The organism is Pseudomonas ceruminis (assembly GCF_021602025.1).
GTDB lineage: Bacteria > Pseudomonadota > Gammaproteobacteria > Pseudomonadales > Pseudomonadaceae > Aquipseudomonas > Aquipseudomonas ceruminis.
Window position 1 is genome coordinate 158,260 of sequence record NZ_BQHW01000008.1, and the last position, 10,178, is coordinate 168,437.

General features: G+C 59.7%; 20 protein-coding genes. 4 read left to right on the forward strand and 16 right to left on the reverse strand.

What is annotated here, in order from left to right:
- Positions 1-55 precede the first annotated feature (55 nt).
- Positions 56-1,033, forward strand: coding sequence for a site-specific integrase (locus L6D80_RS12205; RefSeq protein ID WP_236183045.1), 978 nt, complete (start codon positions 56-58; stop codon positions 1,031-1,033).
- Here L6D80_RS12205 and L6D80_RS12210 read toward each other — a convergent pair.
- From L6D80_RS12210 to L6D80_RS12255, 10 genes are read right to left on the reverse strand one after another with little or no spacing between them, the layout of a single operon-like run.
- On the reverse strand, positions 1,030-1,275 hold the full coding sequence (locus L6D80_RS12210; protein WP_071984552.1) for a helix-turn-helix transcriptional regulator: 246 nt from the start codon (positions 1,273-1,275) through the stop codon (positions 1,030-1,032). The genes L6D80_RS12205 and L6D80_RS12210 overlap by 4 nt on opposite strands.
- 27 nt (positions 1,276-1,302) lie before the next feature.
- Positions 1,303-1,545, reverse strand: a complete 243-nt coding sequence (locus L6D80_RS12215; protein WP_176515958.1) for a hypothetical protein — start codon at positions 1,543-1,545, stop codon at positions 1,303-1,305.
- Positions 1,546-1,554: 9 nt separating this feature from the next.
- Entirely contained in the window at positions 1,555-1,731 is a 177-nt protein-coding gene (locus L6D80_RS12220) for a hypothetical protein (protein WP_176515960.1), read from the reverse strand.
- Between the two features lie 14 nt (positions 1,732-1,745).
- Positions 1,746-2,480, reverse strand: coding sequence for a metallophosphoesterase (locus tag L6D80_RS12225; RefSeq protein WP_176515962.1), 735 nt, complete (start codon positions 2,478-2,480; stop codon positions 1,746-1,748).
- Positions 2,481-2,531: 51 nt separating this feature from the next.
- Positions 2,532-3,014 (reverse strand): class I SAM-dependent methyltransferase, encoded by a 483-nt coding sequence (locus L6D80_RS12230; protein WP_176515964.1) that lies wholly within the window; start codon positions 3,012-3,014, stop codon positions 2,532-2,534.
- Positions 3,015-3,057: 43 nt separating this feature from the next.
- On the reverse strand, positions 3,058-3,450 hold the full coding sequence (locus tag L6D80_RS12235) for a phage protein NinX family protein (protein ID WP_176515966.1): 393 nt from the start codon (positions 3,448-3,450) through the stop codon (positions 3,058-3,060).
- The gene (locus L6D80_RS12240; protein ID WP_176515968.1) at positions 3,447-3,803 is read right to left on the reverse strand and encodes a hypothetical protein; all 357 of its coding nucleotides are present in this window, start codon (positions 3,801-3,803) and stop codon (positions 3,447-3,449) included. The genes L6D80_RS12235 and L6D80_RS12240 overlap by 4 nt, the downstream gene beginning before the upstream one ends.
- Entirely contained in the window at positions 3,800-4,078 is a 279-nt protein-coding gene (locus L6D80_RS12245; RefSeq protein WP_176515970.1) for a hypothetical protein, read from the reverse strand. The genes L6D80_RS12240 and L6D80_RS12245 overlap by 4 nt, the downstream gene beginning before the upstream one ends.
- The gene (locus tag L6D80_RS12250) at positions 4,075-4,326 is read right to left on the reverse strand and encodes a tumor necrosis factor receptor family protein (RefSeq protein WP_176515972.1); all 252 of its coding nucleotides are present in this window, start codon (positions 4,324-4,326) and stop codon (positions 4,075-4,077) included. Before L6D80_RS12250 ends, L6D80_RS12245 begins: the two co-directional genes overlap by 4 nt.
- Entirely contained in the window at positions 4,323-4,646 is a 324-nt protein-coding gene (locus tag L6D80_RS12255; RefSeq protein WP_176515974.1) for a hypothetical protein, read from the reverse strand. Before L6D80_RS12255 ends, L6D80_RS12250 begins: the two co-directional genes overlap by 4 nt.
- Before the next feature lie 181 nt (positions 4,647-4,827).
- Here L6D80_RS12255 and L6D80_RS12260 point away from each other — a divergent pair, with 181 nt between their 5' ends.
- Positions 4,828-5,127, forward strand: coding sequence for a hypothetical protein (locus tag L6D80_RS12260; protein ID WP_176515975.1), 300 nt, complete (start codon positions 4,828-4,830; stop codon positions 5,125-5,127).
- A gap of 47 nt (positions 5,128-5,174) precedes the next feature.
- On the opposite strand, the gene L6D80_RS12265 is transcribed toward L6D80_RS12260, so the two are convergent.
- Positions 5,175-6,065: a hypothetical protein gene (locus tag L6D80_RS12265; protein ID WP_176515957.1), complete on the reverse strand. Its 891-nt coding sequence runs from the start codon at positions 6,063-6,065 to the stop codon at positions 5,175-5,177.
- A 47-nt stretch (positions 6,066-6,112) separates the two neighbouring features.
- On the opposite strand from L6D80_RS12265, the gene L6D80_RS12270 reads away from it, so the two are divergent.
- Entirely contained in the window at positions 6,113-7,117 is a 1,005-nt protein-coding gene (locus L6D80_RS12270; protein ID WP_176515977.1) for a hypothetical protein, read from the forward strand.
- A 23-nt stretch (positions 7,118-7,140) separates the two neighbouring features.
- Here L6D80_RS12270 and L6D80_RS12275 read toward each other — a convergent pair whose 3' ends face one another.
- Entirely contained in the window at positions 7,141-7,686 is a 546-nt protein-coding gene (locus tag L6D80_RS12275) for a phiTE_072 family protein (RefSeq protein WP_176515979.1), read from the reverse strand.
- A gap of 111 nt (positions 7,687-7,797) precedes the next feature.
- Here L6D80_RS12275 and L6D80_RS12280 point away from each other — a divergent pair, with 111 nt between their 5' ends.
- Entirely contained in the window at positions 7,798-8,076 is a 279-nt protein-coding gene (locus L6D80_RS12280; protein WP_176515981.1) for a hypothetical protein, read from the forward strand.
- Here L6D80_RS12280 and L6D80_RS12285 read toward each other — a convergent pair.
- The 4 genes from L6D80_RS12285 to L6D80_RS12300 form a co-directional block, all read right to left on the reverse strand.
- Entirely contained in the window at positions 8,057-8,584 is a 528-nt protein-coding gene (locus L6D80_RS12285; RefSeq protein WP_176515983.1) for a hypothetical protein, read from the reverse strand. The two genes, L6D80_RS12280 and L6D80_RS12285, sit on opposite strands and share 20 nt — an antisense overlap.
- Positions 8,559-8,924 (reverse strand): DUF7740 domain-containing protein, encoded by a 366-nt coding sequence (locus L6D80_RS12290; RefSeq protein WP_176515985.1) that lies wholly within the window; start codon positions 8,922-8,924, stop codon positions 8,559-8,561. The genes L6D80_RS12285 and L6D80_RS12290 overlap by 26 nt, the downstream gene beginning before the upstream one ends.
- An 81-nt stretch (positions 8,925-9,005) precedes the next feature.
- Entirely contained in the window at positions 9,006-9,194 is a 189-nt protein-coding gene (locus tag L6D80_RS12295) for a hypothetical protein (protein ID WP_004573813.1), read from the reverse strand.
- 3 nt (positions 9,195-9,197) lie between these two features.
- Entirely contained in the window at positions 9,198-9,863 is a 666-nt protein-coding gene (locus L6D80_RS12300) for a 3'-5' exonuclease (protein WP_176515988.1), read from the reverse strand.
- Between the last annotated feature and the right edge of the window lie 315 nt (positions 9,864-10,178).

Sequence of the window (10,178 nt, forward strand, 5' to 3'; positions counted from 1 at the left end):
CCTGGGACACTCGAAGAAATTGCATGTCCCACGGGTCCCCGGCAAAATCCGGTGCATGGCCACTATCGAGCAGCGCCCCAACGGGGCATGGCGGACCAAGATCCGCCGAAAAGGATATCCGACTCTCTCCGCGACCTTTGACACCAAGGCCGAGGCCCAGCGCTGGGCGGCCGAGATCGAAGGCGACATGTCGCGCGCCAGGTTCGTCGACATGCGCGAGGCGGAGAGCACAACCTTGGAAGAGGCCCTTGACCGCTACTCCCGTGAGGTGACTTCGGCCAAGAAGGGCGCCAAGCAGGAGATGACCCGCATCGCCAAGTGGAAGAAGCACAAGCTGGCGAAGAAGGGCCTGGCCGCGATCCGGTCAAGCGATATGGCTGCATATAGGGATGATGAGCTCAAGGAAGGGAAGTCCACCGCGACGGTCAAGCTCGACCTGGCGGTGATCAGCCACCTTTATACAGTGGCCATCAAGGACTGGGGTATTGAGGGGCTGAGCAACCCGGTGGCTCGGCTGAGGATGCCGAAGGGGGCGAAGTCCCGCGATCGGCGGCCGACTGCTCAGGAGCTGAAGGATGTGATCAAGGCAGCAGGCGATATCCACCCTGAGATGCCGGCGATCATCGGTATTGCAGTAGAGACGGCGATGCGCCGCAGCGAACTGCTGACGCTCCGTCGCGAGAACGTCAAAGCAAAGCACGTGATTCTGGAAGACACCAAGAACGGTACCCGCCGACTGGTCCCGCTGTCTGTCCGTGCGCGCAACCTGCTTGAGTCGCTGCCGGCGCGCCTGGATGGCAAAGTCTTTTCCCTGGTCCCGCACTCGGTGAGCCAGTATTTCACCCGAGCCTGCCGGGCGGCCAACGTTGAAGACCTGCACTTCCACGACCTTCGCCATGAAGGTACGTCGAGGCTCTTTGAAAAAGGGCTGTCCATGATGGAGGTCAGCACGATCACGGGGCACAAGTCCTTGAGCATGCTCAAGCGCTATACGCATCTGTGCCCCGATACCCTGGCTGACAAGCTCGGTTAACGCACGCTGGCGAGCGTCGGCGGCGCCTGGCGCTTCCGACCGGGCCGTGCCGGCGTGTGTAGCCCACTCTCGCACTCCTGCAAAAACTGACGCACCGTGCTGACCCGCCAGCAGATCCGGCTGCCCTGTTTGAAGAACGGCGGCAGCCAGGATGCCCCGGCCTGCCGGGCGCTGCGGATGGCGGATTCGGACCGGCCGAGGAGCTTGGCCAGTTCGGGGATGTGGATGATTTCTGGTTCCATGTAGGGCTCCTGCCGCACGCGGCGGCATCAGTAGGATGCGACTATCTTTTTTCGCTGCTCGTGCAGCTCGTTCTCTCTGGACAGCTGCGCCTCACGGTCAGCGAGCCACTTCCTGGCTTTGGCTTGCGCTGCCTTGGCGCTGGTGAACAGCTTCGGCCTCGGGTGCTTCACGCCTTTGCTGTCCACGCAGAACAGGCCTTTGCGCACGATGGTGACCTCCCTGACGGCGAAGTCCTCGCCCAGGGTGTAGGCCTTGAATGGGGTGGTCATGTGTGGTCCTCAGGCCAAGAAGTGGTGCCCGACCTTCGCCGCGCGTGCGGCTTCCTCGGTGCGGAACATGAGCCGGGTAGTGCTAGTGCTGCCCCAGGCGTTGTATTCGACGTCGACCCACCAGGCGCCGAACTTGCGGTACGGCTCGCCGAGGATCTTCGTGACGTAGCAGTCGATCAGGTTCATGGATGGCTCCTGGCTCAGTCCCAGTCGTGAGTGATCTTCGGGTTAATAGGTGGTGTGCATTGGAGGGTGGCCAGATCAAGAAGAGTGAAATGGCCATCCATCCAGCCGGCGGTGTCGATGTGGAAAACATTGCCGAGCACGGCCGGCTGCCGGAGCGGGGTGTGCCCACATACAAGGGCGCGCAAGCCTTGGACGCCCTCCTTGTCGCCATCCTGAATTCGGCTGCGCGACCACATGCAGGTGTTTTGCGTCAGTCGCAACTGCTTGGCGGTCTCGGGCGCTTCAAGACCGGACCGCAACTGATCCCAGGACGGGAAAGGGCAGTCCGCGTGCACGACACCCACCAGGCCGCCGGGCGTCTCCACCTCTATGGCGATCGGCAGCTCGCGGAACTGAGCGGCGAACTCTCGCTGCTCATCCCAGGCCAGGCCGGCGAACCAGGCGCCGCCGTTGTACACCCAGTTGTCCACGTCGCAGGTATCGAACCGGCAGACGTAGTCGTCGTGGTTGCCCCGAACCGGGTGGAACCATGGCTTGGCCAGCCAGGCCAGTACATATCGGCATTCGGGCCCACGGTCGACCAGATCGCCGACGCTGAACAGCCGGTCAACTGCCGGATCGAAACCGGCAGCGTCCAAGGCAGCCTGCAGCCGGGTGAAGTGCCCATGGATGTCGCCGACAGCGAAATCGCGGCCAGCCGTGTTTGCGGTGAAGCGCTTGATGCGCACCACCTCTATGTTTTCGAGCATGCAGGATCCTCGCCCGCGCATGTCGGCGGGCTTGAGTAGTAGGGGGAGGGGTTAGGCTGCGGGGCGTTTCATGAAGGTGATCCAGTGCGTCTTTTCGCGCTTGCCGGACTTGTGGCCAAACAGGGGTTTCTCATCGGTCAGGGCCAGCAGCTCGCTGACCAGCACCTGGGTTTCATTCCACTTGAAGATCAGGATTCCCTCGGGCTCCAGCACGCGGAAGCACTCGGCGAAGCCTTGGCGGATGTCTTCCCGCCAGTCGCTGGTGAGCAGCCCATACTTGGCCCGCATCCAGCTGTCTACGCCGGCCCGGGTCAGGTGCGGCGGGTCGAACACCACCAGGCGGAATGTTTGATCCTCGAAGGGTAGGCTGCGAAAGTCCATCAGCACATCGGGCTCTACCTTCAACACCCTGCCGTCGCAGAGTAAGTGCTGCTCGTCGCGGATATCGCCGAACAGGGCGCGCTGGTCTTCCTTGTCGAACCACATCATGCGGCTGGCGCTGCAGGGGTCGAGCACCTTGGCGGCTGCGCTCATCGCGGCCCCCTGTAGATCAGGTAGGCCATGTAGGCGAGGGCGATCATGGCATCAGCTCCTTCGGCACCTGGACGGTATCGCCGAGCTTGGCTTTGACCAGGCCTCGGCAGAAGGCAATTAGCGCGGTCGGGCCGTAGCACCAGAACCCGGACCTTCCCGGGCCAGAGCTGTAGCGGAAGTTTGCATCAGCCAGGTGGGCTTCGTAGTGGAGGCCGCCGTGATGTTTATCTACCAGCGGCCCGCCTTGACTCCAGTCAGCAGATGGCGAGTAAATTGAGCGGATGCTTTCAATCAGCTTGATACCGCCGCGATCGTGTACTTGCACCAACTCGCGGCCATATCGCCAGCTTGTCTCGACGCTCTCCACTTTTGCCACCGCCCAATCCAGCGGTGCGCCGATCAGGTTGGATACCCTCACTTCGATCAGGTCGGTCATGGCGACACCTTCTCGACTGGAAGCAGTTGAGCTGCCATCTCTGCTGCGAGGCCGACGGGCCACCAGTAACGTGGCCGCTGATACTCCGGGTAGCCGGCCTCGCGCAGGACGAGACCTTTTCGCTCCAGAGCCTTGAAAGTGCTGAGCACCGAAGCGGCCGCGAGGTTGAGGCGAGTGCCAACCTCGCGGCTCAGCCCGCCAAGTCCAAAGGCGCAGGCCTGATCGCCTGCAGCCAGCTTCTTGCAGTCTTGCTCGTACAGGTACGGTGTTTTCTCCCGGTACCGCACTACGTTGGCGCGTGATACCTCGCGCAAGGCTTCGAGGACGCGCTGTTGGTTGTCGGTCAGTTTCACAGCTGATACCTCTCATCAATCCAGCGCCCAGGCGCCATAGCGGGTGTAGGTTCGGGTTGGGTTTCGTGCGGGGAGAGCTGGCGCTGGTTGCCGGCCTGGTCCGGGTCGCGCAACATCCAGTCAGGTATGCAGCTGAGTCCGCCGGCGTTGCCTGCTGCATATTTCCAGCAGGTAACTGATCGCTTGTCGTCGTGGAGCACATCTATGCTCGGGGTAAGCTGCTCCGCGCTGGCGCCGGTGGCCAGCAGCAGGAGGCAGATGGTGAGGCGGGTCATGATGGCTCGTTCCCCTCACGCATAGCGCGCAGCTTGTCGCGTTGGATGATTTCGGTGCACTTGGCGTTTCCGTAGAAGCAGGCGTCTGGCATGCCTTTCGGATCGGAAAGGCAGCAGTCGGAGCAGGTCCATCCGCATTCGCCCCGGGCGGCCTGGTCGGTCCAGTCACGCATCTGCTTGTTCATCCCTTCCAGATAGGCCGGGAACTCGCTGGCCGGAATTTCGGTGACCTTCACGAACTCACTCATATGCGGACCTCGCCGGTTGCTGCAAATCTCTGAAGGACCGGCAGCAAGGCCGCGACCTGTTCCCGGCTCAAGTGCATGCGAGTAGTCAGCAGCACCTGGTCAGGGATTGGGTAAGGCACCCATCCGTTCGTTTCTTTGGTGACCACGCCGAAGGCGGCCGCCTGGCTGGCCATGATCTTCGGTTCGGCATCCTCGACGCCCAGCCAGATAGCCTCGGGCTCGACCAGGCTGCTGAGCTGGACGTTGCAGCGCGCCCCGTAAAGGTCAGAAAACTCGAGCAGGGCAAAGCCCCGGCCCGTCGCGCTCGGTATGATTTCCATTGGATGGCCTTGGCCGCCATATCGCGGCAGTGAGTTGTACAAGTGGTTGGGTTCGGTACAAGAAAATCGGCCGATGGTCCGATTCAGTTCTCAAGCTGCGATACCGAGATTGCGTCTCGCCTCGCTTTGGCTATGGTGAGAGTTCACCCGTGGCATACAACTAAAATCGTAGGAGGCCGACATGAGGATTCGCGGTGAAGTTTTCTGGGAGTGGGCTGATCCAACGCTTCACCACCGTGCTCACGACGAAACCCTCAGCGATGGAACGCACATTGATGTTCAGGTGCGCCTGTCGCGAGCGGGTAACACGCAGATGTTCATTGGCGTGTATGCACCAAACGGGTTGGCGATCCACGAAGAGGCTTTCGATTCCCGACCTGGCGAGTCAATGACCAGGGCGCTGGCCTGGGGAGTGGGGCGGGCTCGCCGGATCGCCACCGATACCCAGCCGAAATTCGATAAAGTCGCCTGCTCGAGATAGAGGGGACAGGGGCTACAGCTGAGTGGAGTACTTTTGTACTCCAGTGGTCAGGAGGGCTTGCGATCCAGGGCGGCGCGGGCTTGCCAGTCATTCCATCTAGTTTGCATAGTCCTGCATTCATACTCATCATGACGGACTGGGTGGCGCTTAAGTTCTGAATCAATTGGGCGTCCGGTCGTGAGGATTACATGCCTTTCAAAATCCGCCCGCTCATCGCACTCAACCGGCGCGCTCGGCTCTGCGCTGGCGGATAGGGCGTTGCGTGCGACGGTGCCATCCTCGATGAAATCAGGGTCGTCGCCGCACCAGAGGATGTTCAGCGGCTCGCCGCTCACTGTGTCCCAATTCCCGCTTTCAAAGTGGTAGTGCTCCCGGTCAGCGTAGAACTTCAAGGCAGCGCGCAGCCGCTCAACCTCAGCACGCAGATCGCAGATCTTCTTCCAGTGCTTGGATATGCCCTCCCGGTACCACTCAATTGAGTGTTGGAAATTGGGTTCGCCCATGAAGGTGGCGCCCTCCACGCCTACCGGCTCGCCTAGGTGCTGCTCGGCAGGCGCGACTCCTGCCATCGGTCCCAGCCCAACAATCGGCAGTCCAGTAGCCACCGAATCCCTCTCTGCCTCTTCTTTGGTCCACCAGATGGCAGTACCAACCATCCAGGCTATTGGCTCGGGGTTGGGCTGCGGGGCTGGCTGGGTCATGGCCTGAATGATGTTCAGCAGATCATGGCGATCAAGTTCATCGCAGTCGCCGAGGCACAGGCGGTCACCAACGTCGCGTGTGCACTGCGCATCGTCTTCGGTCAACTCTTCGGAGCTACCAACCCAGCCGCAACGGCGGCATTGGGCGGGGTAGTAACGTCCAACCAGCGGCTCCAGGCCAATGTATGGCGGCACGCTGACCATCTCTGTGTTGCTGGATCGGTTTTCTGTGGGCATGGGGGGTCCTCACGGATATAGTCCGCGCTCTGGATGGAGGTGGTGTTATGGATTTTGCGAAAGCCTACAAAAAATGCAGAAGAGCGCAGGCCCTAGGTAGAGGCCTGAAATCAGTAGAGGCGTGTCTTGAAAGAGAATCTACGGACTATATAAAAATTGAAGAGGCCGAGGTAAACGGCTTCTGGCCGATTCACGGTTACAGAGTGACTACTCTAGATGGGACGGCTTTTTTTCCAAGAAATCTTTCTGAGCTTCCAAGGGCATCCGGGCTAGCTTGGCATCGCGAAGCATTTTCTTCAGCAGATATAGTGGTGCCGCCTTATTATACTTTTCGAACTCTGGGGAGGCACGCGGCCGAAATAAATAGTGCGGTAACCCAAGATGACAAGCTTAAGCTCGGCGATCGCATGCTTTTAGAGATTTATCCACCCGATGGTCTGGCGGAGCTAATTGAAGGCGTTTGGTCTGTAAGGAAAACCTTTGATCAGTTCCATTCCCAGTTAGTGGAGTCATCAAAAGCATACTGCCTGGGATTATATAATATTGCCATCGTAGGTTTACTGCCTTGCATAGAGGGTATCGTTAGGCATCTTGGATTGGCCTCAGGAATGGATGTAGGCAATGACGTAAGCATAAGAACGCTGAGTGTAGTGTTTAAACGGCTGCAACAAAAAGAAATTGATATGATGATGGAGGGTTATGACTGGTATCCAAGAAACGAAATATCGGTATCGTTCCTTGATCGTTTTCATGAGCGTGTTCAAATGTTTGAAAGCATATCAAGCTATCTGAAGTCGAAACTTTATCTACATACTGACTCTGCCCCTGATTATCTCACGTTGAACCGGCATGGGATTTCCCACGGCTTTTTTCAGGGTTACGCGACACCGGCAAATTATCTTCGGTTATTTAATCTGCTGAGTGCACTTTCTTTCGCTGCAGCCATGGTTGAAGGGAAAGGCAGTTTGAAGCATCCCGGTCCAACCCCAGAATCGGAAACTCTTACAATTTGCCTGCTGAAATGTGCAGCGCTAAATCACCTGATCCGCTAATTTAATAGGGCAGCGCCAGAGGGTCAGGCGGCGATCGGGAACTGCTTGGCCAGGGCCTGCTGAACTGCGGCGATGATGCGGCAGAGGTAGTCCCAGTCAGGGTTGCGCTCCATGGCGTCGGTCGGCAAGTTCCACCAGTCATCACCGAACACTCGGTGCATGAACTCGCGGTGGGCGCCGCCGCACTCATCGAGCGAGATGGTGTGGCGAACATCCTCGGCCTCGTCGAGCAGGCTCCGGGCGTCTTCTGCATCCAGATCCCTGTCACGCCGCATTTGCACGATTACCTTCCGCGCTTTGTCGGCCAGCGCTTCAGCACTGAACCGGCGAGAGCTCAGCGACCGGTCGAAGTAGCCGATGATGTAGGCGTCGTGCAGCTTGCAGAAGAACTGTCCGATGGTCAGGCCATCCCACATGCCGCCCCAGTAGGCGTGCCAGGTCTTGTCGTAGCAGCTGACGGTGATCTTGCCCTTGCAGGGCTCGAAGTCTTCGAGGTAGACGCTGATCGGGTCTAGCCATTCGGCGCCGGTGATCAGCAGCTTGGTGACGGTCGAGGTCTCGACGTTCATGGCTTTCTCCATGCATGCGCCGCCCCCCCGTGCTGGTGGCGGCATGGTGGCAATTTGGTTTGGGATGGGGTATTACGGGTTACCGGCATGGGGCCGGATCAAGGAGCAGTGATGGCTAGGGTAAGGGTGAAGCGCCTGTCTATCGGGTCAGGTGCTAGGACAGCTCTCTATGATGAGCACACATGTAAGCCGCTATATGCTGATCAAATTGATTTGAATACTTTCAAGGTCACACTTACGGACGGAAATTACGACCATTCAGGAGATCCACTCAATGAAGGTGAATTTGAGATGGATACTGAGGTCGGGTCCTTTCACGGCTATGCGAAAGAGCAGATGCCAGGGCTGGGGTTACCCGAAACCATCATTCTCACGCTGATCGCTGAATAGTCGGTGCAAATACCTCGTCGCCTGGGTCTTGCTGGAGCATGAGCATGCTCTTCCGGTCGAAGGCCAGGGCCAGGCGTGGCGAGATGCTGATTTCATGACGCGGCGGGGTTAGAAACTTCGCCGCGTGAAGCCGGCCCAGGGCGTGGATGCCGTGGATCAGCGCCTCGATCATCTGGCTGTACGTAGCGTCTGCCCAGCCGCAGATCGCCCGCAGGTGCTGGCCGGTTCGCTTCCTGGCCGATAGCCTCAGCGGCTCAGTCCGCGCCACAGATCGGTGAGCTTCTATTTCGTGGCGCGCGATCCTGAACAGCGCGTGATGCCCGAGCGCTTCGACGTGATGAATCATCAGCGTCAGCGCCTCGCCCTGTTCCTCGATCCCGGCCCACTCCATCAACTCAAGCAGGGCCTGTTTAGTTCCTGGGCGAACCTTCAAGCGCAGGTCTTCTTCCTGCAGGCGCTCTGCCTTGGCGCGGCGTTTTTCGTCACGCTGCTGCTGCGTCAGAGCCATCATCGCCTCCATTGCGCACAAAGGTGGCGCCCGGCCCGATGTCGAGCAGGTCGCACACCCGGTTGATGACCTTGAGCGCGGCAGCAAACACCTCTGCATCGTCCGGCTCGCGGGCCAGGCGCTTCATGTTCGGCTGGTGCTCCAGGCAGACCTTGTCGACCAGGCGCCGGGCCAGCCTGCGCAGGTGGTCGGCGCTGTCGTGCACTCGAAGACTCAGGGCAAAGGCCAGGGCCACATCATCAGGCCGGTACTGGCCGCCGCTGCGGGTGTTGTACAGCTTCTTGACCGGCCGATTCATCCAGGCTGGCAGGGTTACCACTCCAGAAGGTGCTTTCTGCATTTCGGTGCTCCTTGAGGCCGCTTGGCGGCACGTGGAACTGTTCTTGTCGCCGGCGCTGGCGGACCAGGTGGTTGATCCGTCTCATGCGGCGCGCGCCGTTTCGATCTGCTCGGTGACCTCGACCAGTTGCTGGGTCAGGTTCTCGATGGTGGCGGCGCCGCGCACACGTTCGGCGCGGCCCCATTGGCAGCTGCGGTTGAACAGTAGCTGCAGGTGCTGCTCCAGTTCCTTCCGGCGCTGGAGCAGATCAAGGATGGTTGCCAGTGGCATGGCTTACTTCTCCAGCGCTTTCCGCAGATATGGGTCGATGTCGGCCTGGCCGAGCAGCCAGCGCTTGTAGTCGCGCGGGATGTCTTCGATCTTGGAGCCGGCATGCTTGCCGAAGCGGATGACCTTCGGGATGCGAGCGTCTTCGGAGATTTCCCAGAGTTCTTCCCAGCTGGCCACCGGTCGCCCCAGCTGCGCCTTCAGTGAGGTGAAAATTGCAGCCAGGAGGCGACGACAGTTCTTCACGTCGTCCAGCGCGGCGTGGGCGTTTCTCAGCAGTTCGGGCGCTTCCGCCCGGTAGTGCAGGTAGATCATCGCTGACTGTGTGTGCGAGTCAGCATCCGGCCAAAGCATTGAGCTTAGGGCCTTGGTGCAGATGCGCTTGATATCCGGCTTGCCGATCACCCCCCAGTCGTAATCGACGTTGTGACCGATCAGGTAGGTGGCGTCCTCGGGCAGCTTGAAGGAATCATGCGGCGGGCAGTCGACCAGATCTTCGTCCAGGATGTGGCTGGTTGCCAGGGCGCCAAGTTCGATGGGCTTGGATGGCTTGTAGCGCTGCAAGAACTCGCCGGTTACGGCCAGGCCGGCACCGAGCTGCAGCCAGGCGGCCTCAACTAACTCGGGGTTGTTCAGGCCGGTGGTTTCAGAGTCGAAAATGTAGGCGGTCATATGAGGTCCATCGCGGAAGAGGAAGGGGTGGCAGCAGCGGGCTGGACTGCTGCTCATGAGCAATCAGAACGGGATTTCGTCTGAGAAGTCAGGCGGTGCGCCGTAGTCGTAGTTGTCTTGCTGGGCGTATCCGCTGGATACCTGCGCTGACTTCGGTCGACGGTCATGCACTGGCTTCTTCATCAACTGCTGGACCATCTTTTCCAGCTTCGCTGGGGTAGTGCAACGCGGGTCGAGGATCTCGTATGCCGTCTTCTGCTTGAAAAAAAAAAATGGCGCGTAAATGATCGGTCGCGGCATGCCGGTCTGGCTGCT

What these genes read in the sequence shown, in the direction of transcription:
- L6D80_RS12205 (WP_236183045.1), top strand. Translation starts at nt 56, where the DNA reads ATGGCCACTATCGAGCAGCGCCCCAACGGGGCATGGCGGACCAAGATC.
- L6D80_RS12210 (WP_071984552.1), bottom strand. Translation starts at nt 1,275, where the DNA reads ATGGAACCAGAAATCATCCACATCCCCGAACTGGCCAAGCTCCTCGGC.
- L6D80_RS12215 (WP_176515958.1), bottom strand. Translation starts at nt 1,545, where the DNA reads ATGACCACCCCATTCAAGGCCTACACCCTGGGCGAGGACTTCGCCGTC.
- L6D80_RS12220 (WP_176515960.1), bottom strand. Translation starts at nt 1,731, where the DNA reads ATGAACCTGATCGACTGCTACGTCACGAAGATCCTCGGCGAGCCGTAC.
- L6D80_RS12225 (WP_176515962.1), bottom strand. Translation starts at nt 2,480, where the DNA reads ATGCTCGAAAACATAGAGGTGGTGCGCATCAAGCGCTTCACCGCAAAC.
- L6D80_RS12230 (WP_176515964.1), bottom strand. Translation starts at nt 3,014, where the DNA reads ATGAGCGCAGCCGCCAAGGTGCTCGACCCCTGCAGCGCCAGCCGCATG.
- L6D80_RS12235 (WP_176515966.1), bottom strand. Translation starts at nt 3,450, where the DNA reads ATGACCGACCTGATCGAAGTGAGGGTATCCAACCTGATCGGCGCACCG.
- L6D80_RS12245 (WP_176515970.1), bottom strand. Translation starts at nt 4,078, where the DNA reads ATGACCCGCCTCACCATCTGCCTCCTGCTGCTGGCCACCGGCGCCAGC.
- L6D80_RS12250 (WP_176515972.1), bottom strand. Translation starts at nt 4,326, where the DNA reads ATGAGTGAGTTCGTGAAGGTCACCGAAATTCCGGCCAGCGAGTTCCCG.
- L6D80_RS12255 (WP_176515974.1), bottom strand. Translation starts at nt 4,646, where the DNA reads ATGGAAATCATACCGAGCGCGACGGGCCGGGGCTTTGCCCTGCTCGAG.
- L6D80_RS12260 (WP_176515975.1), top strand. Translation starts at nt 4,828, where the DNA reads ATGAGGATTCGCGGTGAAGTTTTCTGGGAGTGGGCTGATCCAACGCTT.
- L6D80_RS12265 (WP_176515957.1), bottom strand. Translation starts at nt 6,065, where the DNA reads ATGCCCACAGAAAACCGATCCAGCAACACAGAGATGGTCAGCGTGCCG.
- L6D80_RS12270 (WP_176515977.1), top strand. Translation starts at nt 6,113, where the DNA reads ATGGATTTTGCGAAAGCCTACAAAAAATGCAGAAGAGCGCAGGCCCTA.
- L6D80_RS12275 (WP_176515979.1), bottom strand. Translation starts at nt 7,686, where the DNA reads ATGAACGTCGAGACCTCGACCGTCACCAAGCTGCTGATCACCGGCGCC.
- L6D80_RS12280 (WP_176515981.1), top strand. Translation starts at nt 7,798, where the DNA reads ATGGCTAGGGTAAGGGTGAAGCGCCTGTCTATCGGGTCAGGTGCTAGG.
- L6D80_RS12285 (WP_176515983.1), bottom strand. Translation starts at nt 8,584, where the DNA reads ATGGCTCTGACGCAGCAGCAGCGTGACGAAAAACGCCGCGCCAAGGCA.
- L6D80_RS12290 (WP_176515985.1), bottom strand. Translation starts at nt 8,924, where the DNA reads ATGCAGAAAGCACCTTCTGGAGTGGTAACCCTGCCAGCCTGGATGAAT.
- L6D80_RS12295 (WP_004573813.1), bottom strand. Translation starts at nt 9,194, where the DNA reads ATGCCACTGGCAACCATCCTTGATCTGCTCCAGCGCCGGAAGGAACTG.
- L6D80_RS12300 (WP_176515988.1), bottom strand. Translation starts at nt 9,863, where the DNA reads ATGACCGCCTACATTTTCGACTCTGAAACCACCGGCCTGAACAACCCC.